A 19,858-nucleotide genomic window follows, 5' to 3' on the forward strand; every position below is an offset into this window, starting at 1 on the left:
CCTATAAAGATCTCTTATCTCGTTCAGAAATAAAAAATCGTTCATAAACATCTCTGTCTAAATATTCTTCCAAAAGCATTTCTAATATTTCATCAGTAATTTTTACATCTTTATCTACAATATCAAGCCAAAGTGGTACTCCTCTCGATGACATTGGAGTTAAAGTATAAATTAAATTGCAAATTTCCATTAAATAATCTTCTTGCGTATCTAAAATATCAACTCCAATTGCTCCAGGAAATCTTGAAGTTCTCATAAATGCAGAGGAAAACCCTTCTCCCATTCCATCTTTAATAAATTTTTTATTTATTTCATTTTTTATTAAAATTGCTTCGCCAATATTAAGTCTATTGAATAAAATTTCTCTATCATAAATGCTTTCGTCAAGTTCAAGACTTCTTGCAATAACATTGGTCTTTATATCTTTGATCACACCAAAGAGAATTATGTTTTTTCTTTCACAACATTCACGAAGCTCCTTAAATAATTCCAAACAATTGATTTTATACCTAATAAATCCTCCGTCCATCATTAAATAATCAAAATCATATTTATCTATATATTCAATAGCAGTTTCTATTTCAATAGTCGCCAAAAGTTTTTGTGAAAGGTTTTTATCGTCGTAATTTGAGTTTAAAGTCGGGGTATAGACATTAGTTTTATAAACTTCATTGCCATCAGTTGACTTCGCAAGTCCTTGAAAAATTTCGATAAAATGCGGAAAAGCACCGCCAGCTCTATTGTTTGAACCGTCAACTCCCACAGTTTTTTTGTATTTGGAAATTTCGCTTTTTTTAAATTTTTCCATTTTGATAATTTTTCCCACGTCTTTATTTATTTTCTCTCTAAATTCACTATGATTTATTCTAAATACAAAGTCGTACTTATCTCTCAAATTTAAATTTACATTTTTTATTTGACCTTCAAGTTCCTTTAAATTTATCATAAATTTAAGCTCTCCTTGTAAACATCGTTTTTTGGAATATTATATTTTTTTGAAATTTCTTTCACAGCTTGAGATTTTTTTACACCCCTATTTAACTCTTCTTCCAAAAGTTCTTTTATATTATAATTTTCTTCTTTATTATTGCCTTCTATACAAATTACAAACTCCCCTTTTTCAGTAATATCTTCATCAATAACTTTTGATGTTGTAGATCTAATAGTTTCTTCAAATACTTTTGTTATTTCACGTGAAATAGAAATTTTTCTCTCGCCAAAAACTTCATAGACATCTTGTAAAAAATCCTTAATTCTATGCGGTGCTTCATAAAAAATAATAGTGAATTTTAAATCCTTTAAAGATTCCAATTCTTTTTTCCTTGCAGAAGATTTACTTGAAGCAAAACCATAAAATGTAAAATGATCTGTATCAAGCCCTGACAAAACTAAGGCTGTAAGTGCAGCATTGGCACCTGGCAAAACTCTAAAATCAATTTTCTCTTCAATTAATTTTTTAACAAGTATTGCACCAGGATCGCTTATTCCAGGCATACCCGCATCTGTTACAAGGGCGATATCCCTATCGGCAATGTTTTCAATTATTTTTTCAGACATTTCAGATTCATTGAATTTATGATAAGTTCTCAACTCTGCTTTTATGTCGTAATGATTTAAAAGTTTTACTGTAACTCTCTTGTCTTCGGCAAAAATTATATCAACAGATTTTAAAATCTCAATTGTCCTAATTGTAATATCACCTAAATTTCCAATTGGTGTTGGACAAAAATAAATCACAATAATACCTCATTTCTATAAACTCTTTTCATCTCATCGGAATAATCTGATCCATCTCTTATATAAAAATCCCTAAAATCATTTCCAAAATTTGCTTGTTTTTTCGCAATAATTATTGTTGTTTTTGCATTTTTATTTTTATTTCCGTGGATATTTATTATGTTTTTAACTCTAAGTCCTACACTATTTATATTATATATCACTTCTGCAAGTCTGTAAGTTGGATAAATCATATAGAGAGTTCCAGAGTTTTTTAGAAGATAATTTACTATGTAAAGACTTCCATCTAAATCAAAAAAATGCTTTGCATCAATAGTTTCAAGTTTTATATTTTTAAAATTATAATATGGTGGATTAAAAATTACTGCATCAAAAAAATTTGTACTATAAAAATCCCTTAAATTAAAAATATCTTCTCTTAATAAATTTATTTTCTTCCCTAATCTGTTATAAGAAATAGAATTTTTAAATAATTCCAAAACATTTTTGTTTTTGTCAATAGCATGAATTTCGTGAAATCTATCGCATACCCTAAGAGACAAAATTCCAGTGCCACATCCAAGATCTATGGCTTTTTCCCCACTTTTCACAAAAGAAGATAAAATCAAGGCGTCAGTAGTGTATTTGAATTCCTCTTCATCTTGAAAAATTACATAATTTGTACCTGAAACTTCATCCTTTTTCATATTTCACCCTTTAAAATCTTTATCGCCTCATTGTATTTTTTTTCGGCTTTGTTTTTAAATTCAGAGTTAGTAACATCACTTATTTTTTCATTAGATACAATATCTTCTAACTTTACCAACTCGTAATTTAATTTACATTTTTCTCTATATCTATTGACAAAAGTTGGATAAACACCATAGGACTTTAATTTTGTTTCTCCGCTCCTATTGTCCTTTTCAATTATAAGTTTTATTAATGCTCCTGTGTCAACACCAGATTTTTTTAAATATTCCTCTCTTTGATTTGAAAGAGCATTTCCCATTGAATAAATCGTAAAATATTTTTTATTATTTTTTTCCTCTACTTCATATTTTTGTAAAACATGCGGATGAGAGCCTAGAATAATATCTACACCATATTCTTGAAGCATGTTTTTTAAATTAACTTGTCTCTCATTAGGAATTAATTGGTATTCATTTCCCCAGTGAGCATAAACTATTACAATATCAGACTTATTTTTTAAATTTTCAATATCTGCCTTCACATCTTGTGCAAAAGTATTAACATAATATTCCCTGCCTCGTATTAAGGAGTCCATTCCATTTAATGTGTCTGTAAAAGAAATTAGTCCTATTTTTATTCCATTTTTTTCGATAATTATTCCCTTTTCACCATCTTCTACAAGTGTTCCAAAAAAATTCATTCCGCTCTCTTTTATGTGAGAGATAGTTTCCAAAATCCCTTCAATTCCAGTATCTAGTGCGTGATTATTTGCAGTTGATATTGCATCGAAACCCGCATTTTTTAAGGAATAAATAGTTTCCTTGGGATAGTTAAAAAGAGGAAATCCCGATAATTTTCTATTTGAATTTACTGAGCCTTCAAAATTTGCAATTGCAATATCTGCCTCATTTATGTCTGTTGAAATCTTAGCAAAAATTGGTGTAAAGTCGTAAGAATTAGTAGTTTTGTAGCTCCTTACAATGGGTTGATGAAAAATCATATCGCCCATTGCAAAAATTTTTACTTCAGACTTATCCTCTTTTTTTATTTGTTCTTCACTTGCATTTTTTAATTTACTAATTTTATTTTCATTGCTTGCAAAGTTAAAATTGTTGTTGTGAGAAATATAAAGTACAAGTCCCAAAGCAAACACAATGACTATAAAGAAAATGTTTTTTAAATTTTTCAATCTTCACCTCTACTAAATTCGCAACCACAGTAATCCTGCCTGTACATATTAAATTTATCAGTTAGTTCAACTGATCTTTTAAAACCATTTTTCTTTTTAAAATCTGAATATAAATATTTTACTTGATATTCTTCAGCAATAAATTTTCCAAGTCGATTTAGAATTTGTGAATCTTTATGGGGAGAAATAGAAAGAGTTGTTGTGAAGTAGTCATAATTGTTTTTTGCTGCGTATTTTGCTGTCTTCTCAAGCCTTTGTTTATAACATTTAAAACATCTTGCTCCGCCCTCTTTGTAATTTTCAAATCCCTTTATATAATTTAAAAATTCATTGTGATTATATTTTATAACTTTAACGTCAATTTTCTCATTGAGTCCTAAATCCTCGACAAGTTTAATTTGTTCATTAGATCTTCTGTAAAATTCATCTTCACTGTCAATATTTGGATTATAATAAAAAACATCTATGTCGAAGTAATCGCAAATCCTCTCTAAAACTGCAGAAGAACAAGGACCACAACAAGAGTGTAAAAGGAGTCTAGGCTCTTTCCCTATCTCAATTTTTTCTATTATTTTTTCCATTTCCAAATTGTAATTAATTTTCTTCAAAATATCACCTAAAAAATTAGACTAGTTGCCTAGTCCAATTAGTTTACATTCTTTTGTCTACTCTTAGCTATAATTCTAATAGATATACCAAAAATTATTATAGCAATGCTTACAAGTTGAGAAACTCTAAAGATACCTATATAAAGTGAATCAGTCCTCATACCTTCTATGAAAAACCTTGCAATTCCATAAACTATCATGTAAAAAGAAATAGGTTCTCCTTCAAATTTTTGCCTTTTAGAAAGATAAAAATATAAAAACAAAAATATTGAAAAATTAACAATTGATTCGTAAAAAAATGTTGGATGAACCCATTGACCATCAACTAAAATTGCCCAAGGTACATCTGTAACACCACCATGAGCTTCGCCATTGATGTAATTTCCCCATCTTCCAATGGACTGTGCAAGTGCAAGACCTGGTGCAACGCAATCAAGTAAGGTTAAAGTTTTTACTTTTTTATGCTTACAAAAAAATATATAGCAAGTCCTCCTGCAATTATTCCACCGTAAATTGCAAGTCCTCCATTTCTTATTGCAAAAATTTCATCTAAATGCTTGCTATAATATTCCCACTCAAAAATCACATAATAAAGTCTTGCACCTAAAACTCCAATTAATACAGCAAAAATAGACACATCAGTTGAAATATCCTTATAAAGGCCAAACTTATAATCTTTCTTCTCAGCCATTTTTTCTGTTATAAAAATTGCCAAAAAAACACCAATTGCTATTAAAATTCCATACCATTTTACTTCAAGTCCAAAAATTGTAAAGGCGACGGGATTTATTTTCATAATAATTTGCTCTCCTTATAAATTGCAACTCCCGCAGAAACTCCAAGCCTGTCTGCTCCATTATTTATCATTTCTATTGCCTTTTTATAATCTCTAATTCCACCACTTGCTTTAACTTTTACCCTATCGGATACAGAATCCCTCATTAATTTAACATCTTCTGCACTTGCACCAGAAGTCGAAAATCCTGTTGAAGTCTTTACAAAATCTGCACCAGCTCTATCTGATATTTCACAAGCTTTTTTAATTTCATCCTTTGTAAGAAGACAATTTTCTAAAATTACCTTTAAAATTTTACCATTATCATGACAAACTTTTGCAATTTCTCTTATTTCATCTTCAACCTCGTTAAATTTTTTGGATTTAACATAGCCAACATTAATAACCATGTCAATTTCGTCTGCACCATTTTCAATTGCATTTTCTGTTTCAAATATTTTAGTTTCCAAAGTATTTGCTCCCAAAGGAAAGCCAATTACAGTACAAACTTTTACAGAACTATTTTTTAACATTTCTGCACATTTTTTCACCCAAGTTGGATTTACACATACTGAAAAGAAATTGTATTCTTTAGCTTCTCTTACAATTTCTTCGATTTGTGCTTCCGTTGCCTCTGGTTTTAACAATGTGTGGTCAATAATTCTATTAATTTCCATCAATCTCTCTCCCAAGATGTATATACATCAGTTACATCATCATTATCTTCCAATGCATCGATTAATTTATCCATATTTTTAATATCTTCTTCATCAGTTAGTTCAGTAGTAGTTTGTGGAATATAAGTTATTTCTGATTCAATAAAAGAATGTCCTGCATCTTCTAATGCCTTTCTAACATCAATATAATCTTCAGGTGCAGTAATAATTTCAAAAGCTTCGCCTCTGTCGATTACATCTTCAGCTCCCGCATCAATTGCAGTAAGAGTAAACTCGTCCTCATCAAGTCCTTCTTTGAGGACTCCAAGAGAACCCTTTTTATCAAACATGAAGGATACACAACCAGGTTGACCAAGATTTCCACTATATTTATCAAATAAATGTCTAACATCTGGCGCAGTTCTATTTCTATTGTCTGTTAAGCAATTTACCATTACAGCAACTCCGCCTGGACCATAACCTTCGTATACAATTTCTTCAAAGTTAGCGTCGTTATCTCCACCTCCAGCTTTAGCAATTGCTCTATCTATATTATCATTAGGCATATTTTCTGCCTTAGCTTTATCGATAGCCACCTTAAGGGATGGATTATAATCTGGATCAAGCCCGCCTTCCTTTGCAGCAACAGTTATTTGTCTTGCAAGTTTAGTAAAAATTTTACCTTTTTTTGCATCTTCCTTACCCTTTTTATTTTTAATATTATTCCATTTAGAATGTCCTGACATTTAATCACCTTTCTATATAAATCGCTATTTTTAGCTTTTTTATTATTATATTACAAAGTTTCTAATATCGTCAATAGTTAGGCTTTTCTTTTACAAAAGTCAAAACTTACTTTAATGTAAAATTTTAAAATTTTACTTGACAAAATATTTTTTTCTATTTACAATTCAATGTATAGACTTTGAAGAGGAGAGTACATTGTAAAAGTTTTTACAGAGAGGTTTCACATGGTGAAAGAAATCAAAATGGATACTTTGGAACATGGCCTTGGAGTCATCGCACCGAGACAATTGTTTAGACTGCGACAGGTACGCCTGTTATAGCGTTCGGAGTATGTTGGTACTCTATGAGGTTATTTTAGCGATAAAATAATAAAAAAAGGTGGTAACACGAAGCATAGCTTTCGTCCTTTAAGGATGGAAGCTTTTTTTATTGTTATAAAGTTTTAAAATAAAATTTTCAATCCCTTTGAGCTACCGACAAAAATTAGGAGGATAAAATGACAAAGAAAAATTTAGGAACATTATGTGTTCAAGCAGGTTATGAGCCAAAAAATGGCGAACCAAGAGTTGTACCAATTATTCAATCAACTACTTTTAAATACGATTCATCAGAACAAATGGGCAATCTTTTTGATTTAAAGGAAGCAGGCTACTTTTACACAAGACTTGCAAACCCAACTAATGATGCTGTTGCAAATAAAATTACAGCACTCGAAGGAGGTGTTGCTGGAATTTTAACTTCATCAGGTCAAGCTGCAAACTTTTATGCACTTTTAAACATTTTAAAGGCAGGCGATCACATAATTGCCTCATCAGCAATCTATGGCGGAACATATAATTTAATTGCTCACACGATGAAAGATCTTGGTATTGAATCAACTTTTGTTGATCCAGCAATTTCACTTGAAGATTTAAACAAAGAATTTAAGGAAAACACAAAGGCCGTATTTGGCGAAACTCTTTCCAATCCATCACTAAAAGTTTTAGATATAGAAACTTTCGCAAAAGCTGCACATGAACATGGTGTTCCACTAATAGTTGACAACACTTTCCCTACACCAATTTTCTTAAGACCAATTGAATGGGGTGCAGATATTGTCACTCACTCCACTACAAAGTATATGAATGGATTCGCAAATTCCGTTGGCGGTGCAGTTATCGATTCTGGAAACTTTGATTGGTCAAAGTACAAGGACAAATTCCCTGGACTTACTGAGCCTGATGAAACTTATCACGGAGTAATTTATACCGAAGCCTTTGGCAAAGGTGCTTATATTACAAAAATGACTACAACTTTAATGAGAGATCTAGGAAGCATTCCTTCTCCTCAAAATTCTTTTTATTTGGAAATTGGTCTTGAAACATTGCATCTTAGAATGCCAAGACATTATGAAAATGCTCTTGCCGTTGCAAGATTTTTAGAAAATAGCGAAAAAATCTCTTGGGTAAGTTTTTCTGCATTAGAAAAGGACTCACAACACGAACTTGCAAAAAAATATCTTCCAGATGGATCCTGTGGCGTAATCGCCTTTGGAGTTAAAGGTGGCAGAGAAGCTGCGACAAAATTCATGGATAGCTTAAAACTTGCAGCAGTTGTAACTCATGTTGCCGATTCAAGAACTTGCGTCCTACATCCTGCAAGTACAACTCACAGACAAATGAACGAAGAAGAACTTGTACAAGCTGGTATTAGTTCTGACTTGGTAAGAATGAGTGTTGGCATTGAAGATGTAAAGGACATAATCGATGATGTTAAACAAGCACTAGAAAAAATTTAATTTCATAAATTCCAATTTTAATTTCAAAAAATCTAGGTGAATAGTATTGTATAGATCATCTGATTGGAACATTTAACAATATTTCATTTTGGTTATATCGCCACAGAGAGGACTCCTTTCGATACTCTTTTAAGTTTAATTATATAGTATCAAAGGTACCTCTCTATTTTTATTTCTGTAATATATGTCTTATCATATTACAATTTTTATTTTTTAAAATTTTTATCTTTATTTAGTAAATAAGTTATTCCTAAAACTGTTAATGATATCAAAATTTTTATAACTAACATGACTATAAATTGCCATGATAGTGGATTTAATATCACATCTCCAAGCAATGTGTTTGTTATCACTCCTATGGAAGATCCAAGAAGTGAAGATACTATATATTTTAAATAGTTTGTCTTGCATGCACCAAAGTAAAAGCTCAATATATCGCAGGGAAACCACCCAATTAATCGTATTATAAAACTTGCCAAAAATTCATTTTTTTTCTGTATCTCAATTACTTTTTCTATTTTTGGATATTTCTTTTTAATATAATCTATCTCTTCTGTTCCAGACCACCTTCCAAGGACAAAGGGTATTGTAAGTGTAACTGCAAGTCCCAAATAGCTTATTAAAACTGCCTTTATTGGTTTAAACAATATTCCGCTTGCAACATATAGTGATGGAAGAGGAATAATTATAGTTAAACTTTTTACTGCAAAAAGGCTTATTAAAGAAATAATTGCTCTTTTTGGATTGCCTAAAGATTTTTCTGTAATACTCTCTATACTTACATTTCCACTTCGTGTTAGAAGTAGAACTATTAAAATAGATGCAAAAGAAATTAATGCAACTACTTGAATTTTTCTAAATCTTCTTTTAATGTTTTCATCTTTTTCGTTAAAATTTTTATTATTTTTTAGATTATTGTCTTTAATAGAATGTATTTTTGATTTGATTTTGCCCATTTTAGTCATCAACTCAATTTCTATTAATATTTTCTAAAGTAAGAATGTTTTTTGCATCTCTTCTTCCCATTTCGTAGAGGTTTTCTAATTGCACATGATCTTGTGTCAAAGTTTTTAAATTACCAATATATTTTGGAGCGACAATTATAACTTTATTTTCCTCCTCAAGTTCAATTGCTTCTCTCAAACTTTCGTTATATACATGCGACCTTCTTGCAAATGTTTTTGCAACTACTGGATAATTTTTTCTTAAAATTCTGACAAATTTTTTATCTTTTCTTGCTTCTCTAAAATAATCTCTTGGTCTTGTAAGAACTATAATTACTTTGTCACAACCCGCATCAAAGGCTCTTTTAAAGGGAATGGGATCGCTTAATCCTCCATCAAAATAGGGAATGCCCTTTATTTTATAAGGCTCACAAAGAACTGGCACACAACAAGATGCCTTTATCGGATCATAATTATCTATTGTAAGATCACTTTTGCTAAAATATTTTGCTTTTCCAGTGCTAGCATCTGTTGCAACTATCTCGAAGTCCATTGGATTCTCCTTTAGTGTTTTGTAATCTAAAGGATATTCCCCATTAGAACCACTGAGATCTGAATAAATATAATCTAAATCAATATATGATCCAGTCCTTAGATAATTTTTGAAGCTCATGTATTCTTTTCGAAAGGCATAATTGTTGTAAAATACAAAGTTCCTCCTAGGTTGCTTTGCAAGAAAGGAAGCACCATTAGCAGCACCTGCTGACACACCAATAAAATAATCGCCGCCAATGTTTTCTTCCATTAGATAATCGAAAACTCCTGCACCATAAATTCCACGAGTCCCACCGCCTACATCTACAAATCCTAACTTCATAATTCATCTTCTTTCTTTATTAACTTAAAAATTTATTAGTTTTATATATAGTATATAAGATATTTGTTAAATTTAATATGGTCAAAGACATAAAAGTGCTTAAACTTTTTAAAATGAATTAAATATTTGAAAAAATGCTATAAGTAAAACTCATAGCATTAATCCTTCTTAAGTTTATCATTAATTAGCCTGGTGGCCACTTTAAACTTCTTCCACCTAGTACATGAAAGTGAAGATGATCTACACTCTGACCCCCATCTTCTTTACAATTATTTACAATTCTGTAGCCCTTGGTAAGTCCCTCTTCAGCACAAATTTTTTTTGCAATTAAAAATACATGACCTACTAATTCCTTATGCCTTTCTTCAAGTTCATCTGCCGATGCAATATGTTCCTTTGGCACAATTAAAAAATGGGTTGGAGCTTGCGGGTCTATGTCTCTAAAAGCATACACAAGATCATCTTCATAAATTTTGTCTGAAGGGATCTCTCCACTTATTATTTTGCAAAATAAACAGTCCATTATTACCTCCTCATAGTTTCAACTTCTTTGCAAAGCTCATTCCACTGACAATCTTTACAAATTTCTTCTCGCCTATCTCTATCAAATATTATATCACAGGTCAAATTTCTAATGTCACTCCAAAAATATTTTTCATCTGAACTTAAATTTAAAACTTTTAAAACTTTCTCGTCATAGGCCTTTACTTTTTCATCATTCTTGCAGTGATCTCCAAGATTTTCTGGACAGTGTTTACAAATATCGTCTAGATCTTTTATTAATTTTACCTCTGAATTTTCCCTCAATTTTTCTATAACTTCACCCATGTTTTTTGAAAAGTCTTCGCTATAACCTTCGTTTACAAAATTTTCTGTGCAAAGTAAATGATGTGCTCTTATTTTTAACATTTAATCACCAACAATTTCACAGTTTGCAATCTCACCAGTATCTAAAATTTTTACATTTTTTATTTTATTTTTTAAATTTGCATCACTTTTTGTCTTAACTCTAATGTAATTTGTCGTGTAGCCATAATACTCTCCATCATGTTCTTCTTCAAATAAAACCGATTGAGATTTTTTCATGTTTTCCTTTTCAAAAATTTCTTGATACTTTTCTCCAAGGGCAATTAATTTTTCTGACCTTTCTTTTTTCACATTGCCATCAATTTGGTTTTGCATTAAAGCTGCCTTTGTGTTCTTTCTCTTAGAATATTTGAAAACGTGAATCCTCGAAAAACCAACTTCCTCCACTATTTTCATTGAGTCCTCAAAATCTTTTTCGCTCTCTCCAGGAAATCCCACAATTATATCAGTAGTAAGACCTGCATTTGGCATATATTCTCTAATAATACTTACTTTCTCAATATAATCTTCTCTAGTATATCTTCTGTTCATTGCCTTTAGGATATTATTTGATCCACTTTGCAAGGACAAATGAAAGTGATCACAAAGTTTTCCAGTCTTTACTGCTCTTTTCATAAAATCCTGTGAAATAATTATTGGCTCAACAGATGAAAGTCTAATCCTCTCAAATCCATCAACTTCTGCAATACTTTCTATTAAATCTATTAACCTAATATCGCCCATATCCATCCCAAAAGATCCAATGTGAATTCCCGTCAAGACAATTTCTTTAAAGCCACGATTAGCAAGTGTCTTTGCTTCTCTCACAGAATCTTCAATTGTCCTAGATCTAATTGGACCTCTTGCAAAGGGAATTATACAATAAGTACAAAATCTATTGCATCCATCTTGTACCTTCATGTAAGCACGAGTTCTGTTGTTGCTGTCAAAGTTTGTAGTATTTGCAAATTCACGAATGTTTTTTAAATCCCTTACAATATTTATTTTTTTATGAGATTCCCTTGACTCTTCTATTAAATCAACAATTTTATCTCTTTCAGTAGTTCCAATCACGACATCTACACCATCAATATTTTTAACTTCCTCGGGACTCACTTGTGAATAACAGCCCACAACTGCAATTACAGAGTCTGGATTTTTCTTTTTTGATTTTCTAATAAATTGTCTAGATTTTCTATCTGATAAATTTGTAACCGTGCAAGTATTTACAATGTAAACATCGCTAAATTCATCATTATCAACTTGTTTATATCCCCTCTTTTCAAAAATTTCGCTCATGGCTTCTGATTCATATTGATTTACTTTGCAGCCAAGAGTTAAAATTGAAAAAGTTTTTTCCATTACTCACACTCCTTCGCATGTATTATATAAAAAGATGCAGCGATTGCAGCTGTTTCTGCTCTTAAAATTCGCTTTCCGAGACCAACTTTTTTTGCATCCTTTAAAACTTTAAGTTCTCTATCCGATATTCCGCCCTCAGGTCCAATTACAAGCCCTATATTGTCGCCTAAATTTGATATAATTTCTCCAAGCTGATTTTTATTTTCATCTTCATAGCAAAGGACTATGTCTCCCTTAAATTTTAAAATATCATCAGTCTTTATTATATCGTGAACTATTGGAATAATATCTCTCTTAGATTGTTTTGCCGCAGACTCCACAATTTTTTGAAATCTTTCTTTTTTCTTGTCCGCCTTTTTTGAAAGGTCAGAAATTGTCCTATCCATTAAAACCGGGTAAAAATCGCTCACTCCTATTTCTGTTGCGTGGCGCAACACATCTTCTGATTTATTATTTTTTAAAACACCAAAAAATAAAGAAAGTCTTACTTTTGATTCGTTTGAATTTTCTATTTTGCCAATTTTTTTTATTTTTTTATCAAAATATGCAAAGGAAAAAATTCCATCTTCAAAAACAACTTGAAACTCTTCACCATCATTTATTCTAATTACATTTTTTAGATGATGGAGAGTTTCTTCCTTTAATTTTGTGTTTCCTTCAAATTTTCTATCTTCAAAAAATCTATACATTTAATTTTCCCACAATGGCAACCCAGTCATTTTTTTCAACTTCATCTACTATTTCAAATCCATTGTCTTCTAGAGCGTCGATCACCCTTTGTCTTCTTTCTTTAATAATTCCTGAAGTTATAAAAATTCCACCATCATCCATGTGATTTTTCAAATTTTTAATTTCATCAACAATTATTTCTGCAATTATGTTTGAAACAATTAAATCTGCCCTTCCCTTTACGATGTCAAGAAGATTGCCCTTTTTGATTTTCATTTTGTCTGCTACATCATTTAATTTTGCGTTTTCATAAGATGCTTTAATGCACTTCTCGTCAATATCTATGGCAAGAGCTTCTTTTGCTCCAAGTTTTAGTGCAGCAATTGCAAGTATTCCAGACCCACATCCAATGTCAAAAATTTCATCGTCTTCACGCACATATTTTTCTAAAAGCTCAAGACACATATAAGTTGACTCGTGAGTTCCTGTACCAAATGCCATTCCTGGATTTATTTTTATAATTTTTCTTTCACTTTCATACTCTTCCCATTCAGGTACTACTGCTAAACTTTCTCCGATTTCAAGAGGTTTGTAATATTTTTTCCAGTTATTAGCCCAATCCTCGTCATCTTTTTCTTCTATTGTCAAGCTTCCTAAATTTTTATCTTCAATTTCTGTTTTTATTTTTTTAGCATCTTCTAAATTTTCTGGATAAACTTTTATTTCAAAAATTTTTTTATCTGAATTTAAAAGAGGATAATCTATAAAATCCCAATCTTTTTCATCTTGGTCAAGTTCCTCAAATAAATCGCTGGAAACTTCTTCACAGTTATAAATTCCATAGTCAAAAAGAATACCTTCTATTAAATCTTTTTTATCCTTTGAAGTATCTATTGTCATTTCAATGTATTTCAATCTAATCACCTGAACTCATTATATATTACCTTAAATTTTTATACAATTTAAAAAATGCGAATCAATGATCCGCATTAGTCAAATAAATCCTTTAACTTGTCTAAAAATGACTTTTTGTTTTCTTCAACTTCTGGCTCAGTTTCTCTTAATTCTTCCAAAAGTTTTCTCTGTTCATCAGATACTTTCTTTGGAATAATAATATTAACTTTGAAGAAAAGATCTCCCCTTTGATTTTCCCTATTTACATAGGGAACGCCTTCTCCCTTTAATCTAAAGACAGTGCCGCCAGTTGTACCCTTAGGTATTTCATAATCAACTATCTTTTTAAGTGTTGGAACTTTTATCTTTGCTCCAAGGACAGCATCTGGATAAGAAATTGGAATGTCAAGATAAATATCGTTGCCATCTCTTTTAAAAACTGCATCAGATCTTACTCTAATGTAGACAAAAACATCTCCATTTTCGCCGCCATTTTCACCAATGGAACCTTGACCTCTTAGCGAAATAATATTACCATTGTCTACACCCTTAGGAATATTTACTTTTAATTTCTTGCTCTTTAATACTGAACCTTTGCCTCCACATTCTTTACATGGTTTCTCTATTACTTCGCCAGTTCCATTGCACTTGTCACAAGATGAAGTCCTAACAAATCTGCCAAAAGGTGTGTTTTGTTCTGAAGTTACTTGACCAGTTCCATTACACTTGTCACATTTGTGTTTTTCTGTTCCTGGCTCCATTTTGCTTCCCTTACAATGCTCACACTCTTCCTTTACCTTTACAGTGATTTCTTTTTCAACGCCAAAAATTGCTTCAAAGAAATCCAAAGTTACATCCACTCTAGTATCTGGGCCCTTCTTTGGCATGTTCCTTCTATTTTCATATTCATATCTATTAGACCTAGAACCGCCAAAAATATCAAAAATATCGTCAAAAATATCAGAAAATCCTCCAAAACCACTAGTCCCAGAGCTTCCAACATTGCCTTTTAAACCCTCTTCTCCATAGACATCGTAAATCTGCCTTTTTTCGTCATCAGAAAGAACCTCATAGGCATAAGAAATTTCTTTGAATTTTGCCTCTGCAATTTCGTCTCCTGGATTTAGATCTGGATGATATTTTTTTGCGAGTTTTTTATAAGATTTCTTTAATTCCTCTTTGGTTGCATTTTTTTTAACTTCAAGAATTTCATAAAAATTTCTCATCTTCCACCTCATTAGTTTTCCATTCTAATATAAAGTCTTGAAAAAATAAAGTTTATTTTAAAATTTGCTAAAAATCTATAAATTAATTATCAAAAATAAAATAAATTAATTTTTAAACATAAAAAAAGTTGCAGCCTAAACTGCAACAATTCTATTTAATTATTATTCTTCGTCATCATCTACAACTTCATAGTCTGCATCAACTACATCATCATCATTTTTTGCTTCAGATGATCCAGCTTGTCCTTGTGCACCTTGTTGTTTATAAATTTCTTCAGAGATTGCATAGAAAGCTTGAGTTAACTCTTCAGTCTTAGACTTAATAGCTTCAAGGTCTTCGCCATCCTTTACATCTTTAAGGCTCTTGATTGCATCTTCAATCTTAGTCTTATCAGCATCAGAAATTTTACCTTCAACATCTTTTAATGTGTTTTCAGATTGATAAATAATTGAATCGGCGTTATTTTTTGCCTCAATTAATTCCTTCTTCTTAGCATCTTCTTGCGCATACATTTCAGCTTCCTTAACCTTCTTTTCGATTTCTTCTTCATTTAGGTTAGTAGAAGATGTAATTGTGATGTGTTGTTCCTTACCTGTACCAAGGTCTTTAGCGCTTACATTTACAATTCCATTTGCGTCGATGTCAAATGTAACTTCGATTTGTGGCACTCCCCTTCTTGCTGGTGCAATACCATCAAGTGTAAATCTACCAAGAGTTACATTGTCCTTAGCCATTTGTCTTTCACCTTGAAGTACGTGAATTTCTACAGAAGTTTGATTATCTGCTGCAGTTGTAAATACTTGTGACTTCTTAGTTGGAATAGTTGTATTTCTTTCAATAAGTCTTGTAGTAATATTACCCATAGTTTCAATTCCAAGAGATAGTGGTGTTACATCAAGTAATAATAAGTCTTTTACATCACCTGATAGAACTCCACCTTGAATTGCTGCACCAAGAGCAACACATTCATCTGGGTTAATATCTTTTTGTGGTTGTTTTCCAGTCAACTTTTTAATACATTCTTGCACTGCTGGAATTCTTGTTGAACCTCCAACTAGAAGAACTTTATCTATATCCTTTGCAGAAAGTCCTGCATCTGATAATGCATCTTTAACAGGTCCTTCCGTCATTTTTACAAGATCAGCTGTAAGTTCATCAAATTTAGCACGAGTTAAATCCATATTTAAGTGAAGTGGACCAGCTTGTGATGCTGTAATAAATGGAAGATTAATATTAGTTGACAATGTTGAAGAAAGCTCCTTCTTAGCTTTTTCAGCAGCTTCTTTAAGTCTTTGAAGACTCATCTTATCAGCCTTTAAATCAATTCCATTTTCTTTTTTAAATTCTTCAGCAATATAATCGATAACTCTGTTGTCAAAGTCATCGCCACCTAATTTATTATTACCACGAGTTGCATGTACTTCAAATACTCCATCAGAAAGTTCAAGGATTGAAACATCGAAAGTACCACCGCCAAGGTCATAAACCATTACAGTTTGTGCCTCTGTATCCTTATCTTCTCCATAAGCAAGAGCAGCCGCAGTTGGTTCATTTACAATTCTTTTCACATCAAGACCTGCGATTTTTCCTGCATCTTTAGTTGCTTGTCTTTGAGCATCTGTAAAGTAAGCTGGAACTGTAATAACCGCTTCAGTAATTTTTTCTCCAAGATAAGACTCTGCATCAGATTTTAATTTTTGTAAAATCATAGCTGAAATATCTTGTGGTGTATAAGTTTTTGAATCTATCTTTATATTAAAGTCAGAACCCATGTGTCTCTTAATAGAAGAGATAGTTCTGTCAGGGTTTGTAATAGCTTGTCTCTTAGCAGTTTCTCCTACTAATCTTTCACCATCTTTAGTAAAAGCTACAACAGAAGGTGTAGTTCTATTACCTTCAATGTTTGGAATTATTACAGCGTCTCCACCTTCCATTACTGCTACTGCAGAGTTAGTTGTTCCTAAATCAATACCAATTATTTTTCCCATAATAAATTTCCTCCTAAATAAATCACTTATTGTGAAACTTTGACCATTGCAGGTCTTAGCGTTTTGTCATTAATTAAATAACCTTTTTGTAAAACTTCAATTACATAGCCACTGTCGTATTCATCAGAATCTTCAGTGAGCACTGCGTGGTGATACATTGGGTCGAATTCTTCACCCAGAGCCTTCATTTCAACAATACCTTCCTTTTTAAGTACTTCAGTAAGTTGATCCTTTATCATCATTATCCCGTCATAAGTTGAATCCCTATCACCAATAGAATTCATTGCTCTTTCAAAATTGTCAATGACAGGAAGTAAGTCGTTTACAACCTTTTTAACTCCAAGTTCAATATATTCAGCCTTTTGAGCTTCAGTTCTTCTCTTGTAATTTGCGAAATCAGCTTGAAGTCTCATAAACTTATCAGTTAGTGCTTGATACTTTTCATCGTCACTTTCGTAGTCGATAATTTTTTCAGAATCCTCTTCTGTCTTCGTATCATCACTAATATTTTCATTATTTATATTATTATTTTCATTAACAGCTTCTTCTTTAATATCTTCTTCTTTTTTTATATCTTCTTTTTTATATCATCATTTGTCATGTACTCCCTCACATTTCTTTTAATCCTCTAGTAAGTGCATCACTAAAAATTTTAACGACCTTGACCAATCTCATATAATCAATCCTAACTGGTCCAATAATTCCAATACTTCCATAGATACCATAATCTTTAGTAAAGGGTGCTCTAATAATAGTATTTTCTTTCATTAAACTTGCACTATTTTCTGAACCAATTATTACTTCCACATCTCCTGTGAAATTATCATCTTTTAAGATTTGAAATAAACTATCTCTATCCTCAACTAAACTCATAAAATCTTTAGCCTTGTCAAGATCCCTATATTCGTCAAAATTCAAAATATTAGTGAGACCATCATAATAAATTTCAATGGATGAGACCTTTTTATTAAATTCACTTGCGATTTTTACAACATTGGAAATAAAATTCCCATATCTAATCATATTATCGGAAAGAGAAATTTTAAGTGATTCAATTTTGTCAAAGTCAATTCCCGACATTTTTTCATTTAAAACTTTCTCAATATAATAAAAATCTTCATCAGAAATATTTTCTATTTCTAAAAAATATCTTTCTATTACTCCCTTATCGCCTATTAAGACCAAGAGTGCCGTATTTCTATCGATTTTTACAAGAGTAAGTCTTTTTATTTTAGTATCAGCCTTTTGTGGTGTAATTAAATATGCCGTGCAATTACTGATGTTGGCGAGCAAATTAACTGAATTTTTATAAAAGTCTTCTAAATTTCTAGAAGTATATAAAATTCTGTCTTTGATTTTTTTAGAAGCATCTATATCATGAAATTCGCTAAAACTTTTAAAAATTTCATCAACATAAAATCTATAAGCCTTATCAGAAGGAATTCTTCCCGCTGATTGATGCGGCTTATTTAAAAAACCAAGATCTTCAAGATCTGCCATTTCATTTCTTATAGTCGCAGAACTAACTCCAAGATGATATTCTTTAGATAGAGTTCGTGACCCGACGGGAGTTGGCATATCGATATATGCTTCAATTATGGCATTTAAAATATTTATTTTTCTAGCATCCATAATTTCCTCCTTTATTAGCACTCATTGGTGTTGAGTGCTAATCTATTTATATAGTACCCTCTTCTCTCCTATTTGTCAAGGAATTTTCAAAAATTTTTTATTATTTTTTCTTAACTGTAAAGACATATGTTACAGAAATAAAACCATATTTCCTAATGACTATGCCTTATAAAAAAGCTTGTATTTAGCTATGGTAGATGCACCAAGTAAGTGAACCACTCGAATGAGGGAATGAGATAAGATATTGTCGCAATTAACAATATTTTTTGAAAGCAGAATCTAATTTTTTGTCTCAACAATAATAAAAATGTCTCAACAATAATAAAAAATTTGAATTTTCTTATCAAAAGTAAAGGATTCACCCTAGTCTTGCGACCAGCTCTTGATAAAAAATCTCCAAATTTTTTAAAAAGCAATTAGGCAAAAATGTGAAATTTAAGATATTTAAAAAAAATATCAGCTCACATCCTATCAGGAAGAGCTGATACACAAAACTTTTTATAGAACCACAAACTCAGGAGTACTCCTGAGTTTATCTACAATCTGAGACGAGTTTTTTATTTTGGACTTTTACAACATCCCCTTATATATTATCATAATCAAGTCTATCTTTTTTCAATTCATCCATATAGGAATAAACAGTAACTTTAGATATTCCTAATTGTAAAGCTACTTTATCAATTGTGCCTTTTGAATTGAATACTCCCTTTGCATCTAAGAATTGAATAATCTCTTTTTTTCTAGCTTTAGATAGATTTGTGGAGTTTTCTGGAATTATTTTACTTATTATCTCATCAATTACATCTTCTATTGATTCTATTTGAGAAATATCGAACTTATTTGTATTTTGTTGATTGTTATTCCCTGTGAAATAATCCAGCATTTCTTGTATTTGATTGAACATATCTATTTTTATATTTATACAAATCGCTCCAATAATTTTTTTATTTGTATCTCTCAAAAATACTGTCGATGATTTTATTTTAGATCCATTCCTTGCGGTAAAATAGTAGTTTATTAAAGTATCTTTATTGAACTTTTCTTTTAACAATATCTTATTCATCAAATAGTCAAATGTATCTCCTATTTTTCTGTCAGTTACATTTGGATTAACTAAATAAACAACTGAATTTTCAGGCTGAGACAAATCATGTAGGACCACCTCACATTGATTTCCAAAAGTCTTGCCTATCGTTTCACATACAGCTATATATGGCTTTAAAACATCCTTGATTTTATAATCGTGCAATTTAAAATTCCC

At 31.1% G+C, this 19,858-nt stretch carries 20 protein-coding genes, 1 pseudogene and 1 other annotated feature; of the genes and pseudogenes, 1 reads left to right on the forward strand and 20 read right to left on the reverse strand.

Going from position 1 to position 19,858, the window contains the following annotated elements:
• Position 1 precedes the first annotated feature (1 nt).
• From BIV18_RS01505 to BIV18_RS01540, 8 genes and pseudogenes are all read right to left on the reverse strand, one after another.
• Positions 2-946, reverse strand: coding sequence for a DNA double-strand break repair nuclease NurA (locus tag BIV18_RS01505; protein WP_075658972.1), 945 nt, complete (start codon positions 944-946; stop codon positions 2-4).
• Positions 943-1,737, reverse strand: coding sequence for a 16S rRNA (cytidine(1402)-2'-O)-methyltransferase (rsmI, locus tag BIV18_RS01510; RefSeq protein WP_075658973.1), 795 nt, complete (start codon positions 1,735-1,737; stop codon positions 943-945). Before rsmI ends, BIV18_RS01505 begins: the two co-directional genes overlap by 4 nt.
• Positions 1,734-2,423 (reverse strand): tRNA1(Val) (adenine(37)-N6)-methyltransferase, encoded by a 690-nt coding sequence (locus tag BIV18_RS01515; protein ID WP_075658974.1) that lies wholly within the window; start codon positions 2,421-2,423, stop codon positions 1,734-1,736. Before BIV18_RS01515 ends, rsmI begins: the two co-directional genes overlap by 4 nt.
• Positions 2,420-3,595: a CapA family protein gene (locus tag BIV18_RS01520; RefSeq protein ID WP_075658975.1), complete on the reverse strand. Its 1,176-nt coding sequence runs from the start codon at positions 3,593-3,595 to the stop codon at positions 2,420-2,422. Before BIV18_RS01520 ends, BIV18_RS01515 begins: the two co-directional genes overlap by 4 nt.
• Positions 3,592-4,203, reverse strand: a complete 612-nt coding sequence (locus BIV18_RS01525; RefSeq protein ID WP_075658976.1) for an epoxyqueuosine reductase QueH — start codon at positions 4,201-4,203, stop codon at positions 3,592-3,594. Before BIV18_RS01525 ends, BIV18_RS01520 begins: the two co-directional genes overlap by 4 nt.
• A gap of 38 nt (positions 4,204-4,241) precedes the next feature.
• A pseudogene (gene lgt / locus BIV18_RS01530) lies at positions 4,242-4,999 on the reverse strand (prolipoprotein diacylglyceryl transferase).
• Positions 4,996-5,655 carry a deoxyribose-phosphate aldolase gene (gene deoC / locus BIV18_RS01535; RefSeq protein WP_075658977.1) on the reverse strand — a complete coding sequence of 220 codons (660 nt, stop codon included), beginning with the start codon at positions 5,653-5,655 and terminating at the stop codon, positions 4,996-4,998. The pseudogene lgt and the gene deoC overlap by 4 nt, the downstream one beginning before the upstream one ends.
• Complete coding sequence (locus tag BIV18_RS01540; protein ID WP_075658978.1) at positions 5,655-6,380, reverse strand: YebC/PmpR family DNA-binding transcriptional regulator; 726 nt, start codon at positions 6,378-6,380, stop codon at positions 5,655-5,657. The genes deoC and BIV18_RS01540 overlap by 1 nt, the downstream gene beginning before the upstream one ends.
• 170 nt (positions 6,381-6,550) lie before the next feature.
• Positions 6,551-6,792: a binding site (T-box leader), on the forward strand.
• A gap of 85 nt (positions 6,793-6,877) precedes the next feature.
• Here BIV18_RS01540 and BIV18_RS01545 point away from each other — a divergent pair.
• Positions 6,878-8,158, forward strand: a complete 1,281-nt coding sequence (locus BIV18_RS01545) for an O-acetylhomoserine aminocarboxypropyltransferase/cysteine synthase family protein (protein WP_075658979.1) — start codon at positions 6,878-6,880, stop codon at positions 8,156-8,158.
• 206 nt (positions 8,159-8,364) lie between these two features.
• Here BIV18_RS01545 and BIV18_RS01550 read toward each other — a convergent pair whose 3' ends face one another.
• The 12 genes from BIV18_RS01550 to BIV18_RS01605 all read right to left on the reverse strand — a co-directional run bounded on the left by BIV18_RS01550 (position 8,365) and on the right by BIV18_RS01605 (position 19,846).
• On the reverse strand, positions 8,365-9,123 hold the full coding sequence (locus tag BIV18_RS01550) for a TVP38/TMEM64 family protein (RefSeq protein ID WP_235860755.1): 759 nt from the start codon (positions 9,121-9,123) through the stop codon (positions 8,365-8,367).
• A 4-nt stretch (positions 9,124-9,127) separates the two neighbouring features.
• Entirely contained in the window at positions 9,128-9,979 is an 852-nt protein-coding gene (locus tag BIV18_RS01555; RefSeq protein ID WP_075658980.1) for a patatin-like phospholipase family protein, read from the reverse strand.
• Between the two features lie 184 nt (positions 9,980-10,163).
• Entirely contained in the window at positions 10,164-10,502 is a 339-nt protein-coding gene (locus tag BIV18_RS01560; RefSeq protein ID WP_075658981.1) for a histidine triad nucleotide-binding protein, read from the reverse strand.
• 2 nt (positions 10,503-10,504) lie between these two features.
• Entirely contained in the window at positions 10,505-10,888 is a 384-nt protein-coding gene (locus tag BIV18_RS01565; protein ID WP_075658982.1) for a DUF1284 domain-containing protein, read from the reverse strand.
• Positions 10,889-12,187 (reverse strand): tRNA (N(6)-L-threonylcarbamoyladenosine(37)-C(2))-methylthiotransferase MtaB, encoded by a 1,299-nt coding sequence (gene mtaB, locus BIV18_RS01570; RefSeq protein ID WP_075658983.1) that lies wholly within the window; start codon positions 12,185-12,187, stop codon positions 10,889-10,891.
• Positions 12,187-12,876 carry an RsmE family RNA methyltransferase gene (locus BIV18_RS01575; protein ID WP_075658984.1) on the reverse strand — a complete coding sequence of 230 codons (690 nt, stop codon included), beginning with the start codon at positions 12,874-12,876 and terminating at the stop codon, positions 12,187-12,189. The genes mtaB and BIV18_RS01575 overlap by 1 nt, the downstream gene beginning before the upstream one ends.
• On the reverse strand, positions 12,869-13,771 hold the full coding sequence (gene prmA, locus BIV18_RS01580) for a 50S ribosomal protein L11 methyltransferase (RefSeq protein WP_075658985.1): 903 nt from the start codon (positions 13,769-13,771) through the stop codon (positions 12,869-12,871). Before prmA ends, BIV18_RS01575 begins: the two co-directional genes overlap by 8 nt.
• 74 nt (positions 13,772-13,845) lie before the next feature.
• Positions 13,846-14,976, reverse strand: coding sequence for a molecular chaperone DnaJ (gene dnaJ / locus BIV18_RS01585; protein ID WP_075658986.1), 1,131 nt, complete (start codon positions 14,974-14,976; stop codon positions 13,846-13,848).
• A 162-nt stretch (positions 14,977-15,138) separates the two neighbouring features.
• Complete coding sequence (gene dnaK, locus BIV18_RS01590; RefSeq protein ID WP_075658987.1) at positions 15,139-16,965, reverse strand: molecular chaperone DnaK; 1,827 nt, start codon at positions 16,963-16,965, stop codon at positions 15,139-15,141.
• 26 nt (positions 16,966-16,991) lie between these two features.
• Entirely contained in the window at positions 16,992-17,537 is a 546-nt protein-coding gene (grpE, locus tag BIV18_RS01595; protein WP_075658988.1) for a nucleotide exchange factor GrpE, read from the reverse strand.
• Between the two features lie 37 nt (positions 17,538-17,574).
• Positions 17,575-18,597 carry a heat-inducible transcriptional repressor HrcA gene (hrcA, locus tag BIV18_RS01600; RefSeq protein WP_075658989.1) on the reverse strand — a complete coding sequence of 341 codons (1,023 nt, stop codon included), beginning with the start codon at positions 18,595-18,597 and terminating at the stop codon, positions 17,575-17,577.
• A 583-nt stretch (positions 18,598-19,180) separates the two neighbouring features.
• Positions 19,181-19,846, reverse strand: a complete 666-nt coding sequence (locus tag BIV18_RS01605) for a helix-turn-helix transcriptional regulator (RefSeq protein WP_075658990.1) — start codon at positions 19,844-19,846, stop codon at positions 19,181-19,183.
• Between the last annotated feature and the right edge of the window lie 12 nt (positions 19,847-19,858).

This window comes from Peptoniphilus grossensis (genome assembly GCF_001940285.1).
GTDB classification, from domain to species: Bacteria; Bacillota; Clostridia; order Tissierellales; family Peptoniphilaceae; genus Peptoniphilus_A; species Peptoniphilus_A faecalis.

Coding starts and splice junctions, on each gene's coding strand:
- BIV18_RS01575 (WP_075658984.1), bottom strand. CDS start 12,876: ATGTATAGATTTTTTGAAGATAGAAAATTTGAAGGAAACACAAAATTA.
- hrcA (WP_075658989.1), bottom strand. CDS start 18,597: ATGGATGCTAGAAAAATAAATATTTTAAATGCCATAATTGAAGCATAT.
- BIV18_RS01540 (WP_075658978.1), bottom strand. CDS start 6,380: ATGTCAGGACATTCTAAATGGAATAATATTAAAAATAAAAAGGGTAAG.
- BIV18_RS01515 (WP_075658974.1), bottom strand. CDS start 2,423: ATGAAAAAGGATGAAGTTTCAGGTACAAATTATGTAATTTTTCAAGAT.
- dnaK (WP_075658987.1), bottom strand. CDS start 16,965: ATGGGAAAAATAATTGGTATTGATTTAGGAACAACTAACTCTGCAGTA.
- BIV18_RS01560 (WP_075658981.1), bottom strand. CDS start 10,502: ATGGACTGTTTATTTTGCAAAATAATAAGTGGAGAGATCCCTTCAGAC.
- BIV18_RS01505 (WP_075658972.1), bottom strand. CDS start 946: ATGATAAATTTAAAGGAACTTGAAGGTCAAATAAAAAATGTAAATTTA.
- BIV18_RS01545 (WP_075658979.1), top strand. CDS start 6,878: ATGACAAAGAAAAATTTAGGAACATTATGTGTTCAAGCAGGTTATGAG.
- mtaB (WP_075658983.1), bottom strand. CDS start 12,187: ATGGAAAAAACTTTTTCAATTTTAACTCTTGGCTGCAAAGTAAATCAA.
- BIV18_RS01550 (WP_235860755.1), bottom strand. CDS start 9,123: ATGACTAAAATGGGCAAAATCAAATCAAAAATACATTCTATTAAAGAC.
- dnaJ (WP_075658986.1), bottom strand. CDS start 14,976: ATGAGAAATTTTTATGAAATTCTTGAAGTTAAAAAAAATGCAACCAAA.
- deoC (WP_075658977.1), bottom strand. CDS start 5,655: ATGGAAATTAATAGAATTATTGACCACACATTGTTAAAACCAGAGGCA.
- BIV18_RS01565 (WP_075658982.1), bottom strand. CDS start 10,888: ATGTTAAAAATAAGAGCACATCATTTACTTTGCACAGAAAATTTTGTA.
- BIV18_RS01555 (WP_075658980.1), bottom strand. CDS start 9,979: ATGAAGTTAGGATTTGTAGATGTAGGCGGTGGGACTCGTGGAATTTAT.